Origin of the sequence: Cobetia sp. MM1IDA2H-1, from assembly GCF_002916775.2 — a bacterium.
Taxonomy (GTDB): Bacteria; Pseudomonadota; Gammaproteobacteria; order Pseudomonadales; family Halomonadaceae; genus Cobetia; species Cobetia marina.
Genome location: NZ_CM133225.1, coordinates 1,733,719 through 1,760,328, shown reverse-complemented (window position 1 = coordinate 1,760,328; position 26,610 = coordinate 1,733,719). Strand labels below are relative to the sequence as shown.

Genomic DNA, 26,610 nt, shown 5'->3' with positions numbered 1-26,610 from the left:
ACATGCATGACTGACCCGGCACTCTCTCAGCGTGTCGCCTGCCACCAGTCGTCCAGCATCTGACGCTCGGCATCGGTCATCTGGGTCATGTTGGCCAGCGGCATGCTCTTGTCGACCACCGTGCGCTGGTGGATGCGCAGTGCCTGACGCTGGATGTCCTCCCAGCCATTGAAGGCGACCCCTGCCGCCGGCGCGGTAAGCCCGATCAACGTCGGCGAATCACTGTGACAGCCGGCACAGCGTTGCTCGACGATATGGCGGACCTTCTCGCGCAGAGCCTCATTCTCTCCCATCACCGCATTGTCAGCGGTGTTGCTGGCCGCCACGGACGGTGAAGACGCGGCGTTTCCGGCCGTTGCCGGAGCGGGCTGAGCGCGTGGTGCACACAGCACGATCACGCCGATCAGCGCCGCTACGGCTCCCACCGGCACCCAACGTCGCTTGACGCCCTTGTGGTGATTCACCGTGGCGATGCGAATCAGCCCCCCTGTCACCAGCAGCAGCAGGATGACGCCGAGACGATAGTCATTGGCGTACAGCAGCGGGTAATGGTTGCTGATCATCATCAGGACCGCCGGCAGCGTGATGAAGGTGTTGTGCACCGAGCGCTGCTTGGCGCGCTGACCGTGGATCGGGTCCGGGGTCTCGCCACGCTGCGCGGCGGCAAGCAGCGCCTTCTGACCCGGGATGATCACGTTGAAGACATTGCCCGCCATGATGCTGCCCATCAGCGCGCCCATCAGCAGGAAGGCGGCGCGCCCGGAGTACAGCTCCGTCGCGAACCAGGCCGCCAGCGTCAACCAGACACCGACCGCAACGAACAGCGCCGCAGCGCTGCGCTTGAGGGGGCTGCGACACAGCGCCTCGTAGCCCAGCCAGCCTGCGAGGAGCAGTCCCAGTGCGCTACCGACGGCCATGCTGCCGCTCATCTCGAACACGCGCGGATCAATCAGATAGGCCTGCGGCTGCAGCAGATAGATCAGCGTGAACAGCCCCATCCCGGACAGCCAGGTGACGTAGGCCTCCCACTTGAACCAGTGGATCTCGCTGGGCAGCGTCTCACTGACGCCGTCATGGCGAAACAGATGGTAGAGGCCACCGCCGTGCACTGCCCAGAGCTCGCCCCCCGGACGACCATCGAGGGCATGACGGGCAGGCTCGCGGCGATTGTCGAGCCAGATGAAGAAGAACGAGGCGCCAATCCAGGCGATACCCGCCATGACATGCAGCCAACGTGTCAGCAGCATTGCCCAATCGAGGAGATATGCGCTCATGCCGGCTCCTTAGCTGCCGCGGTAGACGCTGTAGGCCCACGGAGTGACCAGCAGCGGAATGTGATAGTGGCCGTTGGCCTCCAGCGTGAACTCGACCGGCACCCGCCCGAGCATGCCCTTGCCCACCGGACGCCCGGCAAAGTAGTCCCCTATCTGGAACGTCAGGCGGTAGACGCCGGAGTGATCGTCGTCACTCGATGGCGCGTTCTCCAGCAATGGCGCCTCGACACGGCCATCCTGATTAGTGATGCTTCGGGCAATCTGCTGGAAGTTGCCCTGCGCATCCTGGCGCTCCAGGAGAATGGTGACGCCACTGGCGGCGATGCCTTCAGCCTGGTTGAGCACATGCGTGGTAAGTCTGGGCACGGTCATTTCCTTGTGATGGGTAGCGTGTGACATTGACGCGTTGTCCGTGATGCAGCCGCTGATCCGATCAATGATGCATGGCGCTCGGCATGTCACGGCTCAGGGCTTTGGTGGCATTGCACCGCAGGAGTGCACTCGCCTAATCTGACCTGACGGTCAAGGTGCAGGGGACACGTCTCCCCGGCAGACGCACTGCCTCAAGGGCGAGTCCCGGCTTGTCTGGCGGCGGCATGTGCCTTGCAAGCAATGGATTCTTCACGTCTTTTTCTCTTTTCTTCTCTGGAGCAAGGCACATGCCAATCGAAACCCCGATGGAATATCTGGCAATGCTGGACACCCTCAACGCCCTGCCACCAGAAGCGCTTGCTCGTCGCTTGAGCGGCCTCTATGAGCACTCCGACTGGGTAGTGGAACGCGCCGCTGCAGAGCGCCCCTTTGCCAGTACCGAAGCCCTGCTGAGCGCCTGTGCCGAGGCGGTACGCCGAGCAAGCGAGACCGAGCGCCGCCAGTTGATCGACGCCCACCCGGAATTGGCTGCCGGCAAGCTTGAGAGTCTGACGCCCGCCTCTCAAGGCGAACAGCGTGGCGCGGGGCTGGACCAGCTCGATGACGCCACCCGCGAACGCTTCCTCAAGGCCAACGCCGACTATCAGGCCCGTCACGGAATCCCCTTCATCATCTGCGTGAAGGGCCATAGCGCCTCAAGCATCCTCGCCGAACTGGAACGACGCCTGCCGCAATCCACCGAGACGGAATTTCAGGAAGCCCTGAATCAGATCGATGCCATTGCCGCAGTGCGACTGCCGGGCCTGCTGGACGCGAGCTAGGCAGCCGCCTTCTGGCCGCCGATGATCAACACGAAAATCTGGCGGCCACTGCCTCGATGCTGGCAATCAAGGCCGCCAGTGCTCTGGCGACATCCGCCTCCGTCACCGCCTCCGCAGGGTGGTGACTGATCCCCCGCTCACAGCGCAGGAACAGCATGCCCACCGGGCACAGGTGACTCACCGCCATGGCGTCATGGCCGGCACCGCTGGGCAGCCGGAAAGGCGCCTGTCCGGTAGCGGCGATACCGAGATCCACTGCCTGCATCAACCCTTCATCACAGGCGACGGCATTCGCGGCGTGGGTCTGCTCGCAACGGAAGGTGACGCCGCGACGCTCGGCGATCTGATGGGCCTGTTGCAGCAGCTCCTCCAACGCCCGGTCACGTTGTGCATCGTCCAGGGCACGGATATCCAGACTCAACGCCGCGGCGCCGGGAATGACATTCACCGCACCGGGACGCAACTCGCAACACCCCACGGTGGCCACCAGTGAGTGATCCGGCATGTCAGCGCGCTTGCCTGTCTGGACCTCACGCGCCAGGGTCTCGACGGCCAGTGTCCACTCTGCCGCGGCACACAGCGCATCCTGACGCAGTGCCATCGGTGTGGTGCCGGCATGGCCGGCCTGACCGGCGAAGTTGACGGCAAAGCGACGCGCGCCAGCGATACCCGTCACGGTGCCCAGCGCCAGATTCTCGGCTTCCAGCACCGGCCCCTGCTCGATGTGCACTTCCAGATAGCCCAGCGGCGGAGTTGCTTGCAGGCTGGCATTGGCCGCCGATTGCCCCGAGAGCCCGAAGGCGGTCAGCGCCTCCCCCAGGCTGATACCCTCCTCATCTTCCAGAAGCTCCCATCCCGGTTGCCAGCTGCCCGCAATGGCATGGCTGCCGAGCAGGGTCGCGCCGAAGCGCGTGCCTTCCTCATCGCCAAAGCCGACCACCTCGAGCGCAAACGGCAAGCCGGCACCCTCCTGTTCAGCACGCTGCTGGAAGTGGGACAGCGCCGCGACGCCCAGAAGCACGCCCAGAATCCCGTCATAACGACCGGCGTCCGGTACGCTGTCCAGATGGGAGCCGATCACCAGCCGCGGCACCTCGCTCTCGCTGGAGAGCGTTTTCGAGCACCATCGTCCCCACTGATTGCCCGCCCCGTCCTGCCAGCTGTGAAGTCCTGCCGCCTTGAGCCAGGCCGCCGTGGTGGCATTGGCCGCCGCATGCTCAGGCGTCAGATAACGGCGATCGATCCCGCTGTCACTGCGTGAAATCGCCGCCAGGGCATCGCAGGCTGCCAGCACGTCCGCCGCCGTTTCCAGCGGGGCGATGCCCGCTGTCGTGCGCGCTCGGGACACATCAATGGTCATGGCCGCTCTCCCGCCGGCGGGTCCTGATGCTCTTGATAAAAGTCCAGCGCCGCGCCGACACCACCGCCGGCGACACACTGGACACCACCGCGTCGCAGAGTCTGCTCCAGCGCCGCCAGCGTGGTAAGTACCGTGTCGCGACGCGCGTTGTAGCCCATCACGCCGAGGCGCCAGACCTTGCCGTGCAGCGGCCCGAAGCTGGTGCCTATCTCGATGCCGAAATCCTCCAGCATGCTGCGACGCAGCCCCTCGCCATCCAGGCCATCCGGAATCCTCACAGCGCTGACGTTGTTCATGCGATGTGCCTGGTCACCGAACAGCGCAAGCCCCAGCCCCTTGAGTCCCTCGACCATCGCCTGACCGTGCAACGCATGTCGCGCGATGGCGTTGTCCATGCCCTCGTTGACCAGCAGTCGCGCACACTCGCGCGCGCCATACAGCATGCTGGTGGCCTCCGTGTGGTGATTGAGGCGCAGCGCTCCCCAGTAATCGAGCACCATGGAAAGATCGAAATAGTTGGAGCGAATACGCGCGCCCGGCTCCGCCAGTCGATCGTCCCCACTGCTGATCCCGGCCTCGACGTGCCGGCGTGCATGCACCACCTCCACCGCACGCGGCGACAGCGTCAGCGGCGAACTGCCAGACGGACCGGCGAGACATTTCTGCAGGCCTGCGGTGACGGCGTCCAGCCCCCACTCGTCCGTCTTGAGCGGATTGCCCGCCAGCGAGGCCGTGGCATCGCTGTAGAACAGCACGCCTTCACGGCGACAGATGGCACCGATCTCATCGAGCGGTTGGCACATGGTGGTCGAGGTATCGCCCTGTACCAGCGCGAGAAGCGTTGGCTGCACCTCGCGAATGGCGGCTTCGATCTGCTCGGGACGAAAGACCTCGCCCCACTCACATTCCAGCGTGTGCACCTGGGCACCGCAGCGCTCGGCAATCTCGCGCAGCAGATGACCGAAACGGCCGAAGATCGGCACCAGTACACGCTCCCCCGGCTGGATCAACGAGACCAGCACCGCCTCGATCCCGGCCCGTGATGTGCCATCGATCAACAGGGTCGCCGCGTTCTGGGTCTCGAAGACGCCGCGATAGAGCTGCATCGTCTCGTTCATGTAATGCGTCATCGCGGGGTCGTACTGGCCGATCAATGGCGCTGACAGCGCACGCAACACACGTGGGTCCGCGTTGATCGGGCCCGGGCCCATCAGGAGGCGCTGCGGGGGATGAATCTGGTCAGGGATCGGGGTCACGTTCGCTCCTTGTGCATCAGGGCATTGAATGCGGGAAGGTTCGGCGGCTTGCCGAACGCCATGACCAGACTACTGCAACAAGTGCGCCAGAAATCAAAAAATGAAACGGATGTTGAATCCTCAGATCCCACCGGCCTGTCCTGACGAAGCCCCGGTCAGACACGTCATGCCGGCCAGGGGACAGGCTCTCCGCTACTGGCCGGGGCTGGCCGGGTCTTCGTCAGGGCCCCAAGCGGGATGCTTCAGGAAGCGTGACGAGAAAACGCCCCTCAAGATAACGGGATAATCGCTGAAGCGGCCCTCGCCACCTCCCGCTGGCAGTGCACGCCTTGCAGGGAAAGCACCATGAAAGGGCATGCAACGCCTGAATCGGATGCCTGAGCACACCTTTCGTGCGCCCGCTCCCTCCCTCGAGGCTGAACTCACCACATGAGTCTGTTATACAGGAGGTCACCGGAGGGATGAGCGTCAACTCATCTGACCTGATCATCGCTGCTGGAGAGCCACATGACGCTGGAACAACGCCTGGAACGTGCAACGCAATTGGCCAGAGACGCGGGAGAACGCATGGTGCAAGCGCGCGAGGAGCAAGGGTTCGCGCACCACTACAAGAAAGGCGATGAGCTGGTCACGGACATCGATGTGGCGATCGACACCTTCCTTGCCGAGGCGCTCGAGGCCGAATTCCCTGAAGATGCACGCCTGACCGAGGAACTATCGCCTGAGCGCGACGTCATCGGCACCAAGGGAGGCCTGTGGGTGATCGACCCCATCGATGGCACCGTCAACTTTGCTCACGGGCTGCGCCATGTGGCCGTCTCCATCGCCTGGTGCGAGCGTGGCAAGATCCAGATGGGAGTGGTTCACGCGCCCTTCCTCGGCGAGACCTTCACCGCCATTCGCGGCAAGGGAGCCTGGATGAATGGCGAGAGCATCACGGTCAGCGAGACCGAAGACATGAGCCGCGCACTGATCGCGACCGGCTTCCCCTATAACCGGGACAGCCGTCCTCCCCTGCTCAAACGTCTCTCCGCCATGTTGCTGGTGTGTCAGGATGTCCGACGCAACGGCAGTGCCGCGCTGGATCTTTGCGATGTCGCCTGCGGCCGCCTGGATGCCTACTATGAGAGCGTCTCTCCCTGGGACTTTGCGGCGGGCCTGCTGATTGCCCGCGAAGCCGGCGCACGTACCGGTCACCTCTATCGTTGCCCGGACGGCATCCCCGAGGAGCTGTATGGCGAGAATATCGTGGTAGCCTCACCGGCTCTGCATGCACCGCTCAAGCGCCTGCTGGAAGATGCCGATGCCAGTTCCGGCCTGCCCGGGCTTTGAGTCACCCTCCCCCACAATGCAAGAAGCCCCGCCAGTGCGGGGCTTCTTGCATTGTGGGCATCCCTCAGCGAGACGCTGGGCATCAATCGCCGAGGTTGCCGCCCTTCTTGCTGCGCTTGGCTCCCGCCTTCCCGGAGGACTTGCCGGAAGACTTGTCAGAGGGCTTGCCAGACGATTTCGCGGTGGACGACTTGGCTGCCCTGGCCTTGGAACCGATGCTGACATCCGGCTTGTCCGAGGGCTGAGCGGACTGATTGGCATTGGACGTGCCAGCGGTCGTGCTCGTCTCAGGCATGCTCGCGTCTGCGTCTGCCTTCCCCTCACCAGCTGCCGGCTCCTTGAGCAGCCCGAGGCGCTGGCCGACTTCCTTCCACAACTCTCGGTAGCTAGCCGCCGGAGCACTGTTGCGCGAGAAGACCGGCACCGGCTTGCGCTCGATTCCCATGCGCTCGACGATGCTGGAGTAAGGAATATGCCCACTGAGCTGCAGCGGATGGTCCTGCTTGAGGGACTCCATCACATCCTTGTGCAAGGTCTTGCGACGATCGACCAGCGTGAAGAATGGCCAGACAGGCACATCGAGATCGATCTCGGCCAGATAGGCATTGAGCTGCTCCAGCGTGCGCAGTGACAACACCGTCGGAATCATCGGGACCAGCAGCGTATCAGCGGCCGCGAAGACCTGCTCGGAGAGGGTCGAGATACTCGGGGGGCAATCCAGGATGACGAGGTCGTAATCGTCACGCACCGGCTTCAACACCTTGCGCAGGCGAGAGCGCTTCTCTTCCTCGAGAATGTGATCGAGATTGCGATAGGAGAACTCGGCCGGCAGGACATCCAGATTGCGATAGTCGGTCGCCCGGATCACGCGTGACAGGTCCTGCTTGCCGCTGATCAGCTTCTCGACGCCGCCCTTGAGCTTGGGCTTGGTCCGCACATAGAAAGTCGCGGCGGCTTGAGGGTCCAGATCCCACAACAGCACTCTGAGACCACTGTTGGCAGCGACATACGCGAGGTTGATGGCAGAAGCCGTCTTGCCGACACCGCCCTTGATGCTGTACACCGCCGCGATTTTCATTGCAGATCAACTCCCTGTTTTTCTCAAGGCTACCACATCGTGGCGGCAATTCGAGTACAGGGAGATGTCGGGCTGATCAGGCGCCTTCACGCCCGGCGATGAAGCCTCTCGCCAGCAGTTGACGCGTCAACCAGCCAAGCAACAGACCGTACATCGGGAGGAAGAGCAGCAGCGAAATGATCAACTTGATGGCGTAGTCCACCCAGGCGATCTCGACCCAATGTGCCGCCATGAAGACGTCCGGGCCATTGCGAAATGCCACCGAAAAGAAGGCGAAGGTATCGGCGAGATTGCCGAAGAGCGTCGATGCCATGGGCGCGACCCACCAGTGAGCATTGCGACGCAGACGATCAAAGACCTGAATATCCAACAGCTGGCCGATCACATAGGCGATGAAGCTCGCCAGCGCAATGCGTGCCACGACCAGATTGAACTCGCCCAACGCCTCGATCCCGGCAAGGCTGCCGCCATGGAAGATCACCGAGATCATGTAGCTGACCAGCAATGCCGGCAGCATGACCAGCGCGATGATACGGCGAGCATGTACCTTGCCGAACAGCCGGACGGTCAGGTCAGTGGCCAGGAAGATGAACGGGAAGCTGAAGGCACCCCAGGTGGTATGGAAGCCGAACAGTGTCATCGGCAACTGCACCAGGTAGTTGCTGGCCGTGATGATCAGGATATGAAACAGGGACAGTGCGACGAGCGCACGACGCGATTGACTCGCGGTGAGGAGGAGCATCTGAGGTCCTTTTTGGTTCCAGGCCAACAGCAGGGGTGAGGGAACCCTGACAGATGGCATAACAGCTGACGATTGACGGTATCTCGCGCGATATCTCGCCGTCGAGAACCAGAATGGCCGCGCATCGTATCACGATGCGCGGCCATTGGCATGTCAACTCACGGAGATTCTGACCGGGTGGTCAGGGAGAGGTGGACGCCTCATTCCGCACCGCGGGCTTTCATGGGTGACGCTCATTTCTTCCAGATGGCGGGGTCGACCTTGCCCTTGAGCTCCGGGAACTTCTCGGGGTCGAAGGTCGGCTCCTGACCGGCCTTGTGCTGACGGTCGTAGTCCTTGAAGATCCGGAAGGCCAGCGGCGACAGCAGCAGGATGGCGATCAGGTTGATCAGCGCCATCGCCCCCATCGACAGGTCAGCGAAGTTCCAGATGTTCTTGAGACTGGCGACTGCGCCCAGCATCACCATGCCCAGCACCGCAAAGCGATAGATCATGATGACCGGCTTGGCGTTCTTCTTGCCCGAGATGTACTCGATGTTGGACTCGCCATAGGAGTAGTTCGCCACCAGCGAGGTGAAGGCGAACAGCAGAATGGCGATCGCCACGAAGCCACCCCCCCAGCTGCCGACCTGCGAGGTCAACGCCGCCTGGGTGATCTGGATACCATCATTGCCACCATCGTTGCCCAGCGTGCCGCTCATGATGATGATGGCAGCGGTTGCGGTGCAGATGACCAGAGTATCGATGAAGACGCCCAGCATCTGGACGAAGCCCTGGGAGGCCGGGTGCCGGGTGGTCGCCATTGCCGCGGCATTCGGCGCAGAGCCCATGCCGGCTTCATTGGAGAACAGACCGCGCTTGATGCCGTTCATCATCGCCTGCGCGATGGTGTAGCCCAGTGCACCACCTGCTGCCTGCTCAAGACCGAAGGCGCTGCGGAAGATGGTGCCCAGTGCCGCCGGAAGCTCGGTGATGTTGATCGCCACGACGAAGATGGCCAGCAGCAGATAGAGCAGCGCCATAATCGGCACGATCAGCTCGGCGGTCCGCGTGATGCGCTTCATGCCACCGAAGATGATCGGCACCATCACCACGACCAGAATCACGCCCATGATCCACGGCGGCACGCTGAAGGCCTGCTCCATGGCCAGCGCGATGGAGTTGGACTGCACGGAGTTGAAGGCCAGACCGAAGGCGATGATCAGACACACGGAGAACAGGATCGCCATCCAGCGCTGCCCCAGGCCCTTCTCGATGTAGTAGGCCGGGCCACCACGGAAGGTATTGTCATCGTGTGACACCTTGTAGGCCTGAGCCAGGGTGGACTCGATGAAACTGGTGGACATGCCCACCAGTGCCGTCATCCACATCCAGAAGATGGCACCCGGGCCACCCAGGGAAATCGCCACGGCGACACCGGCCAGGTTACCGGTACCGACACGTGCCGCCAGGGAGGTGGCCAGCGCCTGGAAGGAGGAGATCCCGCCTTCGCTACCCTGACGTGAGGTGGCCAGCAGTTTCCACATGTGGCCGAAGTAGCGGAACTGGATGCCCTTGGTCATGACCGTGAAGAAAAGACCCGCTCCGATGAGCAGGTAGATCAATACGCTGCCCCACAGCAGGCCATTGCCTGCATCGATCAACGCCAGAATCGGCGCTGGAATGATGGACGTTGTTTCCGACATGTCGGTCTCGCTTTGGCGGGTTTTTGATCTTGTCGACGCTGCCAGGCGGCGTGAAAAGCCATGGCCTTCCTGCCGCTGGCAGCGAGCAACCACTACGAAAGGGTTGCTCGACATGCTTTGGTGAGCGCCATTCTTCATATCCGACACGGATTAGCAAGAAGAGCATACTGAACATTGGCGTTTCACAGCGGGATTCTAGTGGGGAACCGGCGAAATGTCGGTCTTTTTCACTGCATCCTAGACTTTAGATGCACAAGGCAATGTTTCGCTGTCTGATCCTCTCGGGCATAATGCGCCCCCTTCCCACCTGCAGGCATCGGTCAGCCTGATGCTGCAGGACGTGTTCGGCGCATCAGCGACGCCCTCCCCCAGTTGCGACACCACGACTGCGGCCGGTCGGATGCGCCACATCAGGACGGTGCTCTTCCCTGACGCCCACGCACCCTAACAGCCATTACGGCACCCGGCAGCGCGCATTGTCCCGGCGCCTGCCTTTGAAAACAGGTGATACATGGAACTGACCAGCTACGCGGCGTCCCCGCTTTCGCTGCTCGCCCCGATCATAGCCATCGGTCTCGCAATACTGACACGTCGCGTCATGCTCTCCCTTGGGCTGGGTATTGTCTCTGGCGCTCTGCTGCTGAATGATTTCTCACCGCTCACCACGCTGGATTATCTCTGGCGCCAGCTGGTCGCGGTCTTCGTCGAGCTGCCGGACAGCGGTCAACTGGCCGATGTCACGCTCAACAGCTGGAATGTCTATATCCTGCTGTTTCTGCTCGCTCTCGGGGCGATGGTCGGTGTCATCACTCTGGCCGGCGGCACGCGCGCCTTCGGCAACTGGGCGCGTGAACGGGTCACTACCCGTCGCGGCTCGCAGCTGATGACCGTCCTGCTGGGAGTCTTCATCTTCATCGATGACTACTTCAACAGCCTGGCGGTCGGCAACATCTGCCGCCCCCTGACGGATCGCCAGGGCCTGTCGCGGGCTCGGCTGGCCTATCTGATCGACTCCACCGCCGCACCGGTATGCGTGCTGACCCCCATCTCAAGCTGGGGCGCCTACATCATCAGCTTGATCGCCGGAATCCTGGCCACGCACCACATCACCGATGTCAGCCCCTTCGGTGCCTTCTTGGAGCTTTCCGCGCTCAACTATTACGCGATTGCGGCGCTGGTGCTGGTGATCGCCTCGGCCTGGTTCGACATCAACTTCGGTGCCATGCGCCGGCATGCCATCGCCGCGCGTGATGGCGAGCTGTTTGACGCTAGCCGTGGCAATCCTCCCGGCAACACCCATGTCGAAGAGTCGGAACGTGGCCGCCCCGTGGATCTGCTGATTCCGATCATCGTGCTGGTGATCGCCACCTTCTTCATGATCGTGCAGACCGGCGCCAGTGCACTGGCCGCCAAGGGCGAGGCATTTGGCCTGGTGCGTGCCTTCGAACTGACCGATGTCGCAGGATCGCTGATCATCGGCGGTGCCATCGGCCTGCTCGCGGCCATGATGATGCTGCTGCGTCACCGCATGGGCACTGGCCGCAGCATCGGTGCCATCGTCCAGGGCGCGCGCTCGATGCTGCCGGCCGTCTATATCCTGGTGTTCGCCTGGATGCTGACCGGCATCATCGGCTCACTCGGCACGGGCGAATACCTGGCGACGCTGGTGGATGGCGTGGTCTCCCCCACCTGGCTTCCGATGTTGCTGTTCGTGCTGTCCGGTCTGATGGCCTTCGCCACCGGCACCAGCTGGGGCACCTTTGGCATCATGCTGCCGATCGCCGGAGACATGGCGGCAGCCACCGAGATCGCGATGATGCTGCCGATGATGGGTGCCGTACTGGCGGGCTCGGTCTTCGGTGACCACTGCTCACCGATTTCCGACACCACCATCCTGTCCTCGACGGGCGCGAGCTGCCATCACATCGATCACGTCATGACGCAGTTGCCCTACGCGCTGCTGGGCGCCTGCATCTCGTTGCTGGCGTACCTGGTGATGGGCCTGACCGACAGCACGCTGTTCGGCTGGCTGAGTCTGGCAGGGCTTCTGGTCGTCAGCATCGCCTGGCTTGCCCGTCGGGAACGCGCCAACCCCGTGGTCGCATGCATCTGATGAACTGATCGCTCCACGCAAGAACACAAGGCCCCCGCCATGATTCATGACGGGGGCCTTGTGTTTGCGGCAGGCGCGATCTGCGCCCAAGCGTTCACTCACCGGCAATGCTCACGTCACTCAAGCACTGCGCGCCTGCCCGGCCAGACCGACGCCTGCCTCGCTCAATGCCTCACGCACATCCTCCAGACTCGCCGGGTCATCGATGGACGAGGGAATCTGGTACTGCTCTCCCGCGGCGATCTGACGGATCATCTTGCGCAGAATCTTGCCGGAGCGTGTCTTGGGCAGCCGCTCGACGATCAGTACGTCCTTAAGCGAGGCGATCGCCCCTATCTCATCGCGCACACGCTGCGCCAGCGCCTGACGAAGAGCAGATTCGTCACCGCGCCAGGCATCCTTGATGATCACCAGTCCCAGCGGCATCTCGCCCTTGAGCGAATCCTCGATACCGATCACCGCACATTCCGCCACTGCCTCATGTGAGCCGAGGACCTGTTCCATTTCACCGGTGGACAGGCGATGCCCTGCCACATTGATGACGTCATCGATGCGCCCCATCACGAAGAGGTAGCCGTCCTCGTCAAGATAGCCGCCGTCTCCCGTCAGATAGTAGCCGGGGTACGCCGCCAGGTAGGCGGCGTGGAAGCGCGCGGGATTGTGATAGAGCCCCGTGAGACACCCGGGTGGCAGCGGCTGCTGAATGACCACGTTGCCCTGCACTCCGGGTTCGGCCTCGTCTCCCAGGCCATCGAGCACCTGCACATTGAAACCGGGCAACGGCCAGGTCGCACTGCCCGCGCGTGCCTCGACCGGCGCTCGGGGACCACTCGCCTGGCGAGTGATCATGTCGAGACCGAGCAGATTTCCCGCTACCGGCCAGCCGGTTTCCGTCTGCCACCAGTGATCCACGATCGGCACTGGCAGCAGGTCATTCAACCAATGATAGGTGGGAGGATCGAGTCGCTCCCCCGCCAGGAACAGGCTGCGCAGGCTGGACAGGTCACGCCCGGCCATCAGGCTGGCGTCGGGGTCTTCCTTCTTGATGGCTCTGAAGGCGGTCGGTGCCGTGAAGAAGCAGTTGATCCGATACTCCTCGATCAAGCGCCAGAAGGCTCCGGCATCCGGCGTCCTGACCGGCTTGCCTTCATACATGATCGTCGAGGCTCCCACCAGCAACGGGCCATAGACGATATAGGAATGCCCCACGACCCAGCCGATATCGGAGGCTGCCATGAAGGTGTCCCCCGGGCGGGTCCCGTAGAGAATTTCCATGGAGTAATGCAGTGCCACGGCGTAGCCGGCGTGATCGCGCACCACGCCCTTGGGCGTCCCGGTGGTGCCTGAGGTATAGAGGATATAGAGCGGCTCGCTTCCCAGCATGCTGACCGCTTCCGTGGCCTGGGCATGCGCCAGACATTCCTGCCAATCGTGGTCTCGCGGCCCCAGGGAGGCTCGTTGCTGCTCACGTTGCAGGATCAGGCAGGCCTCTGGCGTATGCGTCGCAAGTTCGATCGCCTCATCCAGCCACGGCTTGTAGGGAATGACACGGTCGACCTCGATGCCACAGGAGGCCGCCAGGATGACCTTGGGCGTCGCATCATCGATCCGCACGGCCAGCTCCTTGGGGGAGAATCCTCCGAAGACCACGGAATGCACCGCCCCCAGGCGTGCGCAGGCCAGCATCGCCATCGCGGCCTCCGCCACCATCGGCATGTAGATGATCACGCGATCACCCTTCTCGACCCCCTTGTCACGCAGGGCACCCGCCAGCCTGGCCACTTCGTCGCGAAGCTCTCGATAGGTGTATTGGCACTTGCTGTCAGTGACGGGAGAGTCCCAGTAGAGCGCCACCTGATCCCCGCGGCCATTGGCCACGTGATGATCCAGCGCGGCATGACAGATATTCGTCTCGCCATCAATGAACCAACGGGCGTGCTCCTGGGCATCCCAGGCCAGGATGGTCGATGGATCACGGAACCAGACGATGCGCCTGGCCTGCTCAGCCCAGAAGTCCTCTGGCGCTTGATTGGCACGCGAGACAAGTGATTCGTAGTGCTCGCGTGCGGATCGCTTGGCGGTCTCAGGCATGGCTTACCTCGTTGACGATGCTGGCACGGGGTTCATGGCATGGCGTTGCCATCAGAAAGCAGTGTCACGCCTTACGCGCCTTCGACTCGGGGACTGCGCCTGGAAGATGCCGGCAGCTGGCGACCCCAAGTGTCCCACCACGCTGATGGCAGGTGACGCGCTTGCGCACTATCAGAACCTTAGGCCAAAACCCGACCGTGTGAATGTCAGATGAGGCATCCAACCCTGGTCAGTTCGTCGTATGACGTCATCGACACGCAGTGAAACGAACGACCGTATGTCGACCAGCGTCAGGAAAAGGAAAAGTCCACCCCTGATCAGGCCACCCTCGATGATTTATCGTTTAATATTTCCTTGGACGTAGCACGCGGAGTTATTGATGATTCACTAAAACAAGGATACTTCATGCCTGACACCACAAGGACGGCCAATCTGATGATGGAATTCCCCAGACAGCACCGGAGCTCACCAATGAATGCCAAGGTCTCAACCGCGAGGAAACCCGCCATGCCTGCGCAAGATGATGTCATCACGTTACACCAGGCAGGTGATCGCGTGATCGAGGAAGCCACTGCCCTGTTGAAGGCAATGGGCAATGAAAATCGCTTGCGAATTCTCTGCCTGCTCAGTGAAAGCGAAATGTCGGTCAGTGAACTGAATTCACGTCTCGAACTTTCCCAGTCAGCCCTGTCGCAGCATCTGGCCATTCTGCGTCGCGAAGGCATGGTGCGGACTCGCCGGGCGTCACAGACCATCTACTACTCACTGCTGGGCCCGAACGCTGCAGGCGTGATCCGCACGCTTCAACAACTCTATCGCTGAAAAAGGGCGCCAGTCGAAGACTGACGCCCTTGAGGGAAGCCATCGGATCATCCGGTCACGCCATGTCGCGACGTGATGCCATGACCAGGCTGAGCCAGACCCGCAACATCACCAGGTCTCTCGCACCTTCATCACTCCTCGTTTGACGGATGGCCAGGGAATGGCCGCCATTGCCCACAGACTTGCATTCGTGCAGAGCCTGGCGCCTGCAGATCACGATTCGCGAAGTTCTCAGTGCTGCTGCCAGCGTGACTCGACATTGCGCTCCAGCACGCGGTCAAGCACACGATCCAGACTCAGCGTCACCCCCTTCCCGAATCGATCCATCATGCGACGCGGCTTTTCAAGACTGACTTCAAATATCTTGAGATCCTGCTTGAGATAGCCGGCCAGCAGCGCCTGACTTGTGCCCACCTCATCGATCAGACCGATCGCGATCGCCTCGCTGCCATACCAGATGTCCCCTTGTGACACGGCCTCCACATCCAGTTGCGGACGACGGCTACCGACGTGCTGCTTGAACAGATCATGGGTGCGTGCCAGGTCAGACAGGAACTTTTCACGCCCTTCTTCCGTATTCTCCCCCAGCATCGTCAGCGTTCGCTTGTAACGCCCAGCCGTCAGGATCTCCACATCGACATCGTGCTTCTTGAGAAGTCGGTGCACATTGGGCACCTGTGCCACGACGCCGATGGACCCTATCACGGCAAACGGCGCCGCCACGACGTGATCAGCGGCACACGCCATCATGTACCCGCCACTCGCGGCCACCTTGTCGACGGTAATCGTCAGACGCGCGCCTGCCGCACGCAGACGATCCAGCTGTGCGGCGGCCAGACCGTAGGCGTGCACCAGGCCACCACCAGACTCCAGTCGCAGTACCACTTCATCCTTGTCGGTCAGGACGCCTTCCAGCGCGGTGACCTGCTCGGCGAGGCTTTCCACTCCCGTCGCCTTGATATCGCCGACGAAATCGAGCACGAACACCCGACGCCCGGCAGTGGAGTCCTGTTCCTGAACGTCATCTGAAGGCTTGCGCTTCGCCTTGGCCTTGAGCGCCTTCTTGAGAGACTTGGCCTCCTGCTTCTCCTTCTTGGCGCGTGCCTTGGCATTGGCGGTGCGCTCGGCATCTTCCAACCCGGCCTGTCCCAATTCCCGCTGGAGGTGCTGCATGCGCTCATGCCAGGGACGAATCTTGAGGCGAGCCTCGCGCTCACCACTGTCCCCGTGACGGGCACGCACGATCATGAGGATGATCGCCCCAATGGCCACCACCACCGTGACTGCCTCGGCGAGAAAGAGGCCATATTCCGATAACCATTGCATGCACTTGCTCCTGAACGACATGGGTGTCGTCGGACACCGCGACCTGCACGGATCTGTCTGACGGACAACGACTTTAGCGGCCACCAGGCCAGCTGTGAGATTCCTGCTACATGGGGGCAAATGACCCTCTCTGCAAGGCGAGCACGGCGCTGCGAGACAGGGTGGCACAACGCCGGTTGATCCGGTCAGCGCAAGGGCCGCTGCAACGGAAGAGATCATCTTCGGCGCTTGATTGGAACGATCGTTTGAAATAGTCTGATGCACAGCCTTGAAAGTGCTGACCCCCATATCCACTTTCCCAGCCTTCACCATTGAAAAGGAATATTGCCATGGCAGACGCCAACGCCGTCATCGAGATGCTGAAAAGTCGCTTCAACCCGGACGCCGCCAAGGGCATGAACGACGTCTTCCAGTTCAACATCACCGACAGTGATGACTACTACATGGTCGTCAAGGATGGCACCCTGGACGTGGGCGAAGGGGAGCACGACGATCCGTCCGTCACGCTGTCCACTGACAGCGATACCCTCAAGGGCGTGATGAAGGGCGAAGTCGACGGCATGCAGGCCTTCATGACGGGCCGCCTGAAAGCGACCGGCAACATCATGCTGGCCACCAAGCTGACCTCTCTCTTCCCGAACAAGTGACGGCAGAACAGCGGATGTGACCTCTGCTGATCGGTATCGCTCGATGAGCGATACCGTCAATGAAAACGCCCCTGCCATTGGCAGGGGCGTTTTCATTGACAGCCCGGAGTGCCAGGCGTCAGCGACCGCTGGCCACCGAGCGCAGGAAGTTGTCGATCAAGGCATGCGAGATCGAGAACTTCGGCGGCAAGCCAGGCAAGGATTCAGGTGTGAACCACTGGGCATCCTCTATCTCATGGCCATCAATGGCGATCTCCCCGCCCGCATATTCGGCGTAGTATCCCAACATGAAGGAGTGAGGAAATGGCCAGGATTGGCTCTGGAAGTAACTCACGCGTCCGACCTCGACACCCACTTCCTCCAGGACCTCGCGCCTCACCGCTTCCTCGGCGCTTTCCCCGGCTTCGATGAAGCCGGCCAGTGTCGAGTACATGCCGGGCCCGAAACGCGGACTGCGTGCCAGCAGCAACTCACGCCCACGCGTGATCAGCGTGATGATGCAGGGCGAGATTCGCGGATAGCTGCGATGCTGGCAGCCGGTACAGTGCATCGCGAACTCATGTTCCAGACGTTTCATTCGCTTGCCACAACGTCCACAGAAACGATGGTCCCGCGCCCACTTGAGCACCTGCAGGGCACTTGAGAGCAGCGGGAACTGCTCTCTGGGCAGTGAATGCAACCATTGCCGAGCGCCTGGCCACTCGGAAGACCCATTCTCGCCAAGCACGGCGATCGGCGCCCCCTGCCACTCTCCCAGTGCAATCGCGCCGGATGGCCAGTCGCATGGCGGTTGAATGATGCCGCCATCGGGCGCCGGAGCGACCCCGTCGCGCCCGATGCGAATCAGGTACCCCTGACGCTGGTTCACTCGTGACAGATCACGTATCAGCATCAGACAGCGCCTCCCGGGTTGCCTCTGCCGTCAAGGCTGCCCAGCGCGTCGATCGCCACCTTGTCAAAGGCACATTCTGTCTTGGCACGAATTTCCTCGCACCAGGCAGCATGGCGCTCAAGCTCCAGCGCCGAGAGCCCGGGCGTGACCAGACGCGGGCGGTCCGCCCGAAGGCGACGCACCCCGACAATGCCGCCCTCTCCCTCATCGCCATCGTCTATGTCGTCCAGCCCGAGCGCCGTCTGCCCGCCGGTCATCGCCAGATAGACGTCGCCGAGGATCTCCGCATCCAGCAAGGCACCGTGCAGCACGCGGTGCCCATTGTCGATATCGTAGCGCTTGCACAGCGCATCCAGGTTGTTGCGCTGACCGGGGTGCTTCTCACGGGCGAGCTTCAGGGTATCGAGGATCGCGCAGTGTTCCGCCACCGGCCCCAGCGGCTGGCTACGCCGTGGATTGATCAGGCCGAATTCATGATCAATGAAGCCGACGTCAAAGGGCGCGTTGTGAATGACGAGCTGGGCGCCCTTGATGAACTCCCAGAAGGCATCCGCCACGTCCGCGAAGACCGGCTCATTGGCGACCCGTTCATCGGTGATGCCGTGGACGCCGATCGCCTCTTCATCGATCAATCGTTCCGGATTGATGTACTGGTGATAAGTGCGCCCCGTCAAACGGCGATTGATCATCTCCACCGCACCGATCTCGATCAGACGGTGGCCTTCCTTCGGGTCGATACCGGTCGTTTCGGTATCGAGAATAATCTGACGCATCTCAGACCTCTTGGTGAACGGGACCTGGTGAACGGGTCCGGGTGAACTTGGCTCTGAAGACACTGGTCCTGATGTATCCGACGCTGGTGCTTCTGACGCTGAGGTTTGTGACTCGGTGGCACCTGACTCTGAGCTGCCGGGCCAGTGGCCGCGTGCTCAACGGCGTGACTGCATCTCATCGATCGCTTCATTGGCAAGGCTATCGGCACGTTCATTGCCTTCGTCGCCACTGTGGCCCTTGACCCAGCGCCACTCGATATCATGACGCTGACTCTGTTCCAGCAACGCCTTCCACAGCGCCTCATTCTTGACCGGTTGCTTGGCAGCCGTCTTCCAGCCGCGCTTGACCCAGCCATGGACCCACTTGGTGATGCCATTCTTGACGTATTCGGAGTCTGTCCACAGCACCACGTCACAGCGCCGGGTCAACGCCTTCAGGGCCTCGATGGCGGCCATCAGCTCCATGCGATTGTTGGTGGTGTCCTGTTCGCTGCCCTTGAGTTCCTTGCGATGCTTGCCACTGACGAGAATGGCTCCCCACCCTCCCGGGCCGGGATTTCCCCGGCAGGCACCATCGGTGTGGATGACCACCCGAGGGCTGGGGGCGGCTGAGGAGGCATCATTGGCGAGATCGGACGAGGAGACACTGTGACTCACAGGGGAACACTCTTGGAGAAAGGACAGGACACAGGCAATGACACGACGCGACGTCACTTCGACGCGGGCTTGCTGCCAGGGCGACATTCTAACCGCTCATGCCGGATAGCGGCAAAGCGACCTGTGTGTCCTTACAGTCCATGTCAGCCCACTCGGCGACACGGACGGCGTGTCGGCATGCCCTGCACGGCTCACACCTTGCCCGAGTCATCCGACGAACGGGAGTCATGATTGTCGCGTGAATGCAGGCGGGTCACCTGCCCGATGGCGACACCGGGAATCGCCACGCGTGAGCGCTTGGCATTCAGAGGCTGCACGTACCCGACATTGCGACGGGCCCGTATCAGCATCAGGCTGCCCAGAGGCAGGTTGTAACGGCGTCCCATCCGCTCGAGCCAACCATGGCGCAGGCGCAAGCCAGGCAGGTGAAACCCCGCGTAGTCGATACGCTCGATCTCGAAGTCCACGAAGGCCAACCAGTCCCTGAGCGCCGCCGGGGTGCGCCAGCTGCCTTCCCAGGGAGTGATGTGCCGCCGCCGGGGGTCGAGGCGCAGCAGCCCTTCCCCGGACATCGGCTGCCAGGCGACGATGATCAGACAACCGCTGGAGCGCAGGACACGCGCCGCTTCGCGCAAGAGGCGATGAGGCTCCGGGGCGACCTCCAGCAGATGATGGATCATCACCATGTCCATGCTTTCATCTGGCAGGGCCAGCTGAGTGAGCGGGCAGATGAGGGTCGATGGCGACTGGGCCAGGGCGGGCTCCGGCGCCCAATGGATGGCATGCCGGATGGGAGACAAGGAGAGCAGGTCATTGTCTCCCGGCCCCAGACACAGACTGTGGAAGCCGAAGCAACGCTCGAACAGTGGCGTCAACATCTCGCGCTCGGCGATGAGAATGTCCTTGCCGTCCGCCCCTTCAAGAAAGGCGCGCATCGCTCGCACGTGGGCGCCCAGCAGCCGCGCGTGCTGTCGGCGACGCGCTTCCGGGGTGAGTTGCGCAGCGGAATCCGCCCCGCGTGAGCGACTTTTCCACATCCCTGCATCTCCCGTCTCTTTCATGGGGGAGCGCCCCACGCGCAAGCAAGATGTCACACACTTCTACATTCTCACACCACAAGAGGTTTGACACTTACCCGCTTGCTCGGCAGGCTTTACGCCTTTGCATGGCGATACGCCAGCCGCTTGCGCGCTGCCAACGCCAGACACCCCGGAAAAGAGCGGCGATGAACGCCCCGGGCTGTCCGATGAGAAATCGCATCGTCGATGCCACGCCAAAACCTCCGTGAGCAATGGCCTCGACATCACTTGAAGACATCGTATCCACCATATGCCTGGCGAAGGCTTGCGCCAATCGCCAGCGGGACGGAACTGCCAAGTTCTTTCATTCGGTCACGTCACCGGCAGCCTCCCCCGTCACGCAATGGGATACCGACACGACAAGAGTACCTGACCACCATGATGAGCGTTACGCCCATAGCGGCCTTTCAGGACAACTATATCTGGCTGATCCAGAGCGACGACAGCGACACGGTTGCCGTCGTCGATCCGGGTGATGCCACGCCGGTGATCGAGGTTCTGGAAACCCGCGGCCTGACTCTGGACACGATCCTGATCACTCACCACCATCAGGATCACACCGGCGGCCTCCCCGAGCTGATCAAGCGCTACCGCCCTCGCGTGATCGGCCCGCACAACCCGGCCATCGAGGGAATCGATGTGCGTGTCGCCGATGGTGACAGCGTGCGCGTGCAGGGACGCTTGTTCGATGTGCTGGAAGTGCCCGGCCACACACTGGACCACATCGCGTTCGTGAGTGCCGGCATGCCGGGGCTGCTGTTCTGCGGGGACACCCTCTTCAGTGCGGGCTGTGGCCGTCTGTTCGAAGGCACACCAGAGCAGATGCACCAGTCACTCACGCGCCTGGCATCACTCCCGGAAGACACCCTCGTCTTCCCGGCTCACGAGTACACCTTGGCCAACCTGGCATTTTCCCGCGCGGCGGAGCCTGACAACACGCAACGCGATCAGGTGATCGCCGAGTGTGAGCGCGCCCGCGAGACCGGCCGCCCGACCCTCCCGAGTCGCATCGCGCGTGAAAGACAGATCAACCCCTTCCTGCGCAGTGATGACCCCACCTTGCAACAACGCTTGCTCCAGCAAGGACGTCTCACTGCCTCAGAGGACCAGCCTCTCACGTCACTGGCAGCCTTCACGGCACTGCGCCAGTGGAAGGACAGCTTCTAGACCCGCTGACCGCGCGCCTGCCCACGACCTGAAGATGGGCAGGCGTCTCGCGTGACAGCGGGTCGGGTTCTCGTGATCCCGATCAGCCCCCGCAGTCACAGTTTGCGCCGGAATGTCCGGCATGCTGAGCCCGTGTCGTGCCCATCCGACGCAGGCTCGCCAAAGAGTACTCCGTCAATGCATCAGCAAGACCTCCGTACCGACGACACCTCTGTCATCAAGACATCTGCCGCCGACACGCCGGCCCGCCTGCCACTGACTGCTGAACGTCTGCGTTACCTGATTCGCCTCGCCTCCCTCGGAGCCGGCCTGTGCCTGCCGCTGATGGCGACCCCTGCCAACGCAAGCTCCCGGGCGCTCGACGACCTGACACCCACCAGCGTGCATCAGAGCGCTCCTCTGAATTTCATGCAAGCCATCGATGCGGTGCCCGCGCGCTACGATGATGTGTGGCAGCGCCTGCGTGCCGGCTATCAGCTGCAGCAGGACACCGGACGCCCTCGAGTACGCAAATGGATCGACTGGTATGAAGAGCACCCGGAGCACGTGGAGCGTATCGCCGAACAGGCTCGCCCCTGGCTGCGTTATGTGACGCGTCGCATCGAGGCGCGCGGCCTTCCGGCCGAACTTGCCCTGCTGCCTTTCATCGAGAGTGCCTATGATCCGGATGCCGCCCACCCCGGCGGCGCCACCGGCATGTGGCAGTTCATGCCCCAGACCGGCGATGCCATGGGCCTGACCCGCAACCGCTGGTACGACGGCCGCAAGGACGTCCTGATGGCCACCGATGCCGCATTGGATTATCTGCAGTCCCAGGGCGAACGCTGGTACGACGGAGACTGGGAGCTTGCGCTGGCCGCATACAACGCCGGCGCCGGCACCGTGAACCGCGCGCGCCGACGTGCCGGCTCAGGGGATGAGGATTACTGGAACATCAAGCTGCCCAGCGAGACCATGGAGTACGTGCCCAAGCTGCTGGCGCTGGCTGCGGTGATCCGTGAACCCGAAGAGTACGGCCTGAATCTGCCGGCGATTCCGGACACCCCGGAAATCGCCGCTGTCGATACCCGGGGCCAGCTTGACCTTTCCGTTGCCGCCAGACTGGCTGGCATCAGCGAAAGCGAGCTGCGTACCCTGAATCCCGCGTACAAGCGGTGGGCGACAAGCCCGGGAGACAGCTCGCTGGTGATTCCGGCCACGGCACGTGACACCTTCCTCAGCAAGCTTGAGACCCTGCCGCAAGAGACCCGCGAAAGCTGGGCGGAGTACCGTGTCCAGCGTGGCGACAGCCTGTCGGTCATCGCCCGGCGCAGTGGACTGACACTGGCAGAGCTCAAGCAGAAGAATCGCCTGAGCGGCAACACCATCCGGGTCGGTCAGCCTCTGTTGGTGCCTGACGCCACTCGCGGCGTGGCAGCGGCGCAACTCGCAGAAGCCAACGGCCTCAAGAAGGTGCGCGTCAAGCGTGGCGATTCGCTGTCGGTGATTGCGGCGCGTCACAATGTCACCACCCGCCAGATCGCGCGTTGGAACAAGCTCTCTTCCGCCGATTATCTGCGTCCGGGCCAGATGCTGACGCTCTACAGCGCCAACTGAGCGCCATCGCCTACGCAGCACCTACGCAGCACGTACGCAACATCAAGACGCCCCCGCCATGCTCCATGGCGGGGGCGTCTTGATATCAGGCACCTGTCAGCCTGGACTCCTCCAGCACTCGGTGGCCGACACCCGGTGACCGACACCGCGAGGCAACAACAGACACTGAAACGCCGGCACTGACACCAGTCAGTCGCCCTCGTCGTGGTCGAACAATGGTCGATAACGGGGAACTTCGATACTCTTGGCGAGGTCGATGCTTGCGGACCCCCTGGCAGTGAGTTGACTTGCCTGCCTTGTGTCCACCAGTGCCGCCCGACATTGTCACCTGGCCCTTCGCGCCATGATCCCCCATTCAAGGATGTCCTTTGATGCAGGCTGCTTCTCTTATCCCTCAGCATGCACGCCTACTTCGTGCACTGTGCCTCGGGGCTCTGATTCTCTCCGCCATTGCACCGGCGCATGCATCCTCATCGCGGACCACTGATCAGAAGACTCCCGTGGCCCCCCTGGACGTGCCGACCGTGCACGGACTGGCCATCTATGGCGAACCGGCACATCCGGCAGGCTTCACGCACTTCCCCTACGTGAATCCTGACGCCCCCATCGGCGGACGCATGACTCGCGCCGCCATCGGCAGCTTCGACTCCACCAACCCCTTCATCCTCAAGGGCAACTCGGTGGCAGGGCTCAATTATTTCGGCGGGTTGATCTATGACACCCTGCTCACCCAGTCTGCCGATGAACCCTTCACTGAATATGGCCTGTTGGCCAGCGGGATCCGACTGGCAGAAGACCGCAGTGCCATCGAATTCGATATCGATCCCCGCGCACGCTTTCATGATGGGGAACCCGTCACCGCCGAGGATGTCGTCTTCACCTATCGTCTGCTGATGAAGGATGGCCTGCCCTTCTTCAAGAGCTACTACCACGATGTCACTCGCGTCAGCCTGATCGACACCGATACCGTTCGCTTCGACATGGCCCCCGACGCCGCCCGCGAGCTGCCCTTGATCATCGGTCAGCTGCCGGTCCTGCCCGAGCATTACTGGAAGACACGTGATTTCACCCGCGCCACGCTGGAACTGCCGCTTGGCTCAGGGCCTTACCGCATGGCCTCGCTGGATGCCGGACGCCAGGTACGCTATGAGCGTGTCGCGGATTACTGGGGCAAGGACCTGCCCGTCAACAAGGGACGCCATAACATCCAGACACTGGTCTATGACTATTACCGCGACCAGAGCGTGTCGCTGGAGGCCTTCAAGGCCGGCAGCATTGACCTGCATGTGGAGAGCAGCGCCAAGAACTGGGCGACGGCCTATGATACGCCTGCGCTCAGAGACGGGCGTCTGAAGAAGCTGGAGGTGCCGGACAGCAATCCTGCCGGCATGCAGGGCTTCGTGCTCAATGAACGCCGCGCGCGCTTCCAGGACCCGCGGGTACGCGAAGCCCTGGCACTGGTCTTCGATTTCGACTGGGTCAACCGCAATCTCTTCTACGGCGCCTACCAGCAGACCCACAGCTATTTCGAGAATTCGGACATGGCCGCGAATGGCCTGCCTGAAGGACGGGAACTGGCCCTGCTTGAGCCGTTCAAGGACCAGTTGCCCGCCGCCGTCTTCCGCGACCCGCTGCCCATCGATGAGCCCACGGAACTGCGCCCGCGGCTGCGCAAGGCACTCAACCTGCTTCGGGACGCTGGCTATCGCGTCGCGGATGGCCAGCTGGTCAATCACGAGACGGGCAAGCCGCTGACACTGGAAGTCCTCAACTACGACACCCAGTTCGAACGGGTCATCCAGCCGTGGATTCGCAATCTGGCACGCATCGGCATCCAGGCGCGTATCCGCACCGTCGACGTCAACCAGTACATCAATCGTCGGCGAAGCTTCGATTTCGATGTCGTGGTCGGCAGTTACCCACAGTCCAACAGTCCCGGCAGCGAACAGCGCGAGTACTGGACGAGCGACTACGCCGATGTCGCCGGCTCGCGCAACCTGATCGGCCTGAAGAGTCCGGTCATCGATGCACTCACCGATGCCCTGATCCAGGCCCAGACCCGCGAAGACCTGCTGAGCGCCACACGAGCACTGGATCGCGTGCTGCGCTGGGGCTTCCATGTCGTGCCGCAGTGGCATCTCGCGGCGACTCGCATCGCGCTGTGGGACAAGTTCGGCTATCCGCAGCCGTTCCCGGAGTATCTGCTGAGTCTGGACAGCTGGTGGATCGTCCCCGGGGCTGAGGCTGATGACGAGTCAGACGACTGAAACACTCGCGTGAAGATGGCCAACTGCCGCGCATCCCTCGGCATCGGCCAGCACGACCGACATGGGGCGTCTGCAAGGCCCGCCCCGGCGATTGCTCAACCATGAATGAACACGATGCCATCTGGACCGCCTCGCACAGGGCGGCCGCATGACACGCAGGGAGATTGCTCTTGGGTGCCTATATTCTGCGCCGAGTCCTGTTGATGATTCCGACACTGCTTGGAATCCTGTTGCTGAATTTCCTGATCGTCCAGGCGGCTCCCGGCGGGCCCATCGAGCAGCTGATGTCGCGTCTTGACGGCCTCAGCGCCGGGGCCAGCACACGGCTGAACAGTGGGGGTGGCGATGGCGTCACCAGCGGCTCCGGCACCAGTTCCACCTATCGCGGAGCCTCGGGAGTCGACCCGGCCCTAATCGCCGAGCTGGAGCAGCAATTCGGCTTCGACAAGCCCGCCTGGGAGCGCTTCCGCGACATGGTGGTCGACTACGCGCATTTCGATTTCGGCGACAGCTTCTTCCGCGACCGCCCGGTGATCGACCTGATGCTGGAGCGACTCCCCGTCTCGATTTCCCTAGGCCTGTGGACGACGCTGCTGGTCTATCTGGTGTCGATACCACTGGGCATTCGCAAGGCACTGGTGCATGGCTCACGCTTCGATGTCTGGACCTCGGGTATCGTCATCGTCGGCTACGCGATTCCGGGCTTCCTGTTCGCGATCCTGTTGATCGTGGTGTTCGCCGGCGGCAGCTATCTCGACTGGTTCCCGCTCAGGGGGCTGACCTCCCCGGGTTTCGAGGAGCTCTCGACGCTTGGCAAGGTCCTCGATTATTTCCATCACATCGCCCTTCCCGTGCTGGCCTCCGCCATCGGCAGCTTCGCCACCCTGACGATGCTGACCAAGAACAGCTTCCTGGATGAGATCCACAAGCAGTACGTGCTGACGGCGCGCGCCAAGGGGGCCAGCGAGAACCGCATTCTCTACGGACATGTCTTCCGCAACGCCATGCTGATCATCATCGCGGGGCTGCCGGCGGCGCTGGTCGGCATCTTCTTCACCGGCTCGCTGCTGATCGAGGTCATCTTCTCTCTCGATGGCCTGGGCCTGCTGGGCTTCGAGGCGGTACTGCAGCGCGACTATCCGCTGATCTTCGGCACCCTGTACCTGTACACCCTGATTGGCCTGATCCTGAAACTGGTATCAGACCTGATGTATGTGTGGATCGACCCGCGCATCGACTTCGCGACCCGGGAGGCTTGAG

General features: G+C 62.4%; 22 protein-coding genes. 9 read left to right on the top strand and 13 right to left on the bottom strand.

The annotated features are described in order from the left end of the window. Nucleotides 1–26: 26 nt before the first annotated feature. Both BOH68_RS07540 and uraH read right to left on the bottom strand, forming a co-directional pair. Complete coding sequence (locus BOH68_RS07540; protein WP_077376736.1) at nucleotides 27–1,274, bottom strand: urate hydroxylase PuuD; 1,248 nt, start codon at nucleotides 1,272–1,274, stop codon at nucleotides 27–29. A gap of 9 nt (nucleotides 1,275–1,283) precedes the next feature. Further along, nucleotides 1,284–1,640 carry a hydroxyisourate hydrolase gene (uraH, locus tag BOH68_RS07535; RefSeq protein WP_077377409.1) on the bottom strand — a complete coding sequence of 119 codons (357 nt, stop codon included), beginning with the start codon at nucleotides 1,638–1,640 and terminating at the stop codon, nucleotides 1,284–1,286. A 293-nt stretch (nucleotides 1,641–1,933) separates the two neighbouring features. Between uraH and uraD the strand changes: the two genes are divergently transcribed. Continuing rightward, nucleotides 1,934–2,467, top strand: a complete 534-nt coding sequence (uraD, locus tag BOH68_RS07530; RefSeq protein WP_170877430.1) for a 2-oxo-4-hydroxy-4-carboxy-5-ureidoimidazoline decarboxylase — start codon at nucleotides 1,934–1,936, stop codon at nucleotides 2,465–2,467. A 25-nt stretch (nucleotides 2,468–2,492) separates the two neighbouring features. Here uraD and BOH68_RS07525 read toward each other — a convergent pair whose 3' ends face one another. Next, nucleotides 2,493–3,827 (bottom strand): allantoate amidohydrolase, encoded by a 1,335-nt coding sequence (locus BOH68_RS07525; protein ID WP_077376742.1) that lies wholly within the window; start codon nucleotides 3,825–3,827, stop codon nucleotides 2,493–2,495. Beyond that, nucleotides 3,824–5,083 carry a pyridoxal-phosphate-dependent aminotransferase family protein gene (locus BOH68_RS07520; protein ID WP_258038274.1) on the bottom strand — a complete coding sequence of 420 codons (1,260 nt, stop codon included), beginning with the start codon at nucleotides 5,081–5,083 and terminating at the stop codon, nucleotides 3,824–3,826. Before BOH68_RS07520 ends, BOH68_RS07525 begins: the two co-directional genes overlap by 4 nt. Before the next feature lie 507 nt (nucleotides 5,084–5,590). Here BOH68_RS07520 and BOH68_RS07515 point away from each other — a divergent pair. Then, entirely contained in the window at nucleotides 5,591–6,415 is an 825-nt protein-coding gene (locus BOH68_RS07515; protein WP_077376745.1) for an inositol monophosphatase family protein, read from the top strand. A gap of 82 nt (nucleotides 6,416–6,497) precedes the next feature. On the opposite strand, the gene BOH68_RS07510 is transcribed toward BOH68_RS07515, so the two are convergent. The 3 genes from BOH68_RS07510 to BOH68_RS07500 all read right to left on the bottom strand — a co-directional run bounded on the left by BOH68_RS07510 (nucleotide 6,498) and on the right by BOH68_RS07500 (nucleotide 9,920). After that, on the bottom strand, nucleotides 6,498–7,493 hold the full coding sequence (locus tag BOH68_RS07510) for a ParA family protein (RefSeq protein ID WP_077376748.1): 996 nt from the start codon (nucleotides 7,491–7,493) through the stop codon (nucleotides 6,498–6,500). A 76-nt stretch (nucleotides 7,494–7,569) separates the two neighbouring features. After that, nucleotides 7,570–8,235 carry a 7-cyano-7-deazaguanine/7-aminomethyl-7-deazaguanine transporter gene (locus BOH68_RS07505; RefSeq protein WP_077376751.1) on the bottom strand — a complete coding sequence of 222 codons (666 nt, stop codon included), beginning with the start codon at nucleotides 8,233–8,235 and terminating at the stop codon, nucleotides 7,570–7,572. 233 nt (nucleotides 8,236–8,468) lie between these two features. Then, on the bottom strand, nucleotides 8,469–9,920 hold the full coding sequence (locus BOH68_RS07500; RefSeq protein ID WP_077376754.1) for an alanine/glycine:cation symporter family protein: 1,452 nt from the start codon (nucleotides 9,918–9,920) through the stop codon (nucleotides 8,469–8,471). Nucleotides 9,921–10,431: 511 nt separating this feature from the next. Here BOH68_RS07500 and BOH68_RS07495 point away from each other — a divergent pair. Beyond that, nucleotides 10,432–12,033: a Na+/H+ antiporter NhaC family protein gene (locus BOH68_RS07495; protein ID WP_077376757.1), complete on the top strand. Its 1,602-nt coding sequence runs from the start codon at nucleotides 10,432–10,434 to the stop codon at nucleotides 12,031–12,033. A gap of 120 nt (nucleotides 12,034–12,153) precedes the next feature. Here the strand turns inward: BOH68_RS07495 and BOH68_RS07490 are convergent, their stop codons facing one another. After that, nucleotides 12,154–14,124, bottom strand: coding sequence for an AMP-binding protein (locus tag BOH68_RS07490; RefSeq protein WP_077376760.1), 1,971 nt, complete (start codon nucleotides 14,122–14,124; stop codon nucleotides 12,154–12,156). 507 nt (nucleotides 14,125–14,631) lie between these two features. Here BOH68_RS07490 and BOH68_RS07485 point away from each other — a divergent pair. After that, the gene (locus BOH68_RS07485; protein ID WP_077376763.1) at nucleotides 14,632–14,946 is read left to right on the top strand and encodes an ArsR/SmtB family transcription factor; all 315 of its coding nucleotides are present in this window, start codon (nucleotides 14,632–14,634) and stop codon (nucleotides 14,944–14,946) included. 231 nt (nucleotides 14,947–15,177) lie between these two features. Here BOH68_RS07485 and sohB read toward each other — a convergent pair whose 3' ends face one another. Next, nucleotides 15,178–16,272, bottom strand: a complete 1,095-nt coding sequence (gene sohB, locus BOH68_RS07480) for a protease SohB (RefSeq protein ID WP_077376765.1) — start codon at nucleotides 16,270–16,272, stop codon at nucleotides 15,178–15,180. Nucleotides 16,273–16,601: 329 nt separating this feature from the next. On the opposite strand from sohB, the gene BOH68_RS07475 reads away from it, so the two are divergent. Further along, nucleotides 16,602–16,919 carry an SCP2 sterol-binding domain-containing protein gene (locus tag BOH68_RS07475; RefSeq protein WP_077376768.1) on the top strand — a complete coding sequence of 106 codons (318 nt, stop codon included), beginning with the start codon at nucleotides 16,602–16,604 and terminating at the stop codon, nucleotides 16,917–16,919. A 118-nt stretch (nucleotides 16,920–17,037) separates the two neighbouring features. On the opposite strand, the gene nudC is transcribed toward BOH68_RS07475, so the two are convergent. From nudC to BOH68_RS07455, 4 genes are all read right to left on the bottom strand, one after another. Beyond that, complete coding sequence (nudC, locus tag BOH68_RS07470) at nucleotides 17,038–17,811, bottom strand: NAD(+) diphosphatase (protein WP_077376771.1); 774 nt, start codon at nucleotides 17,809–17,811, stop codon at nucleotides 17,038–17,040. After that, a complete protein-coding gene (gene dnaQ, locus BOH68_RS07465) occupies nucleotides 17,811–18,584 on the bottom strand; it encodes a DNA polymerase III subunit epsilon (protein WP_077376774.1) in 774 nt (257 codons plus the stop codon). The genes nudC and dnaQ overlap by 1 nt, the downstream gene beginning before the upstream one ends. Before the next feature lie 156 nt (nucleotides 18,585–18,740). After that, nucleotides 18,741–19,241 carry a ribonuclease HI gene (rnhA, locus tag BOH68_RS07460; protein ID WP_240704129.1) on the bottom strand — a complete coding sequence of 167 codons (501 nt, stop codon included), beginning with the start codon at nucleotides 19,239–19,241 and terminating at the stop codon, nucleotides 18,741–18,743. Nucleotides 19,242–19,432: 191 nt separating this feature from the next. Further along, nucleotides 19,433–20,278 carry a methyltransferase domain-containing protein gene (locus BOH68_RS07455; RefSeq protein ID WP_077376780.1) on the bottom strand — a complete coding sequence of 282 codons (846 nt, stop codon included), beginning with the start codon at nucleotides 20,276–20,278 and terminating at the stop codon, nucleotides 19,433–19,435. A gap of 420 nt (nucleotides 20,279–20,698) precedes the next feature. Between BOH68_RS07455 and gloB the strand changes: the two genes are divergently transcribed. The 4 genes from gloB to BOH68_RS07435 all read left to right on the top strand — a co-directional run bounded on the left by gloB (nucleotide 20,699) and on the right by BOH68_RS07435 (nucleotide 26,609). Beyond that, a complete protein-coding gene (gene gloB / locus BOH68_RS07450; RefSeq protein WP_077376783.1) occupies nucleotides 20,699–21,487 on the top strand; it encodes a hydroxyacylglutathione hydrolase in 789 nt (262 codons plus the stop codon). A 177-nt stretch (nucleotides 21,488–21,664) separates the two neighbouring features. Beyond that, nucleotides 21,665–23,083: a LysM peptidoglycan-binding domain-containing protein gene (locus tag BOH68_RS07445; RefSeq protein WP_077376785.1), complete on the top strand. Its 1,419-nt coding sequence runs from the start codon at nucleotides 21,665–21,667 to the stop codon at nucleotides 23,081–23,083. A gap of 500 nt (nucleotides 23,084–23,583) precedes the next feature. After that, a complete protein-coding gene (locus BOH68_RS07440; RefSeq protein WP_308457336.1) occupies nucleotides 23,584–25,350 on the top strand; it encodes an extracellular solute-binding protein in 1,767 nt (588 codons plus the stop codon). A 170-nt stretch (nucleotides 25,351–25,520) separates the two neighbouring features. Continuing rightward, a complete protein-coding gene (locus BOH68_RS07435; protein WP_077376791.1) occupies nucleotides 25,521–26,609 on the top strand; it encodes a microcin C ABC transporter permease YejB in 1,089 nt (362 codons plus the stop codon). Nucleotide 26,610 lies beyond the last annotated feature (1 nt).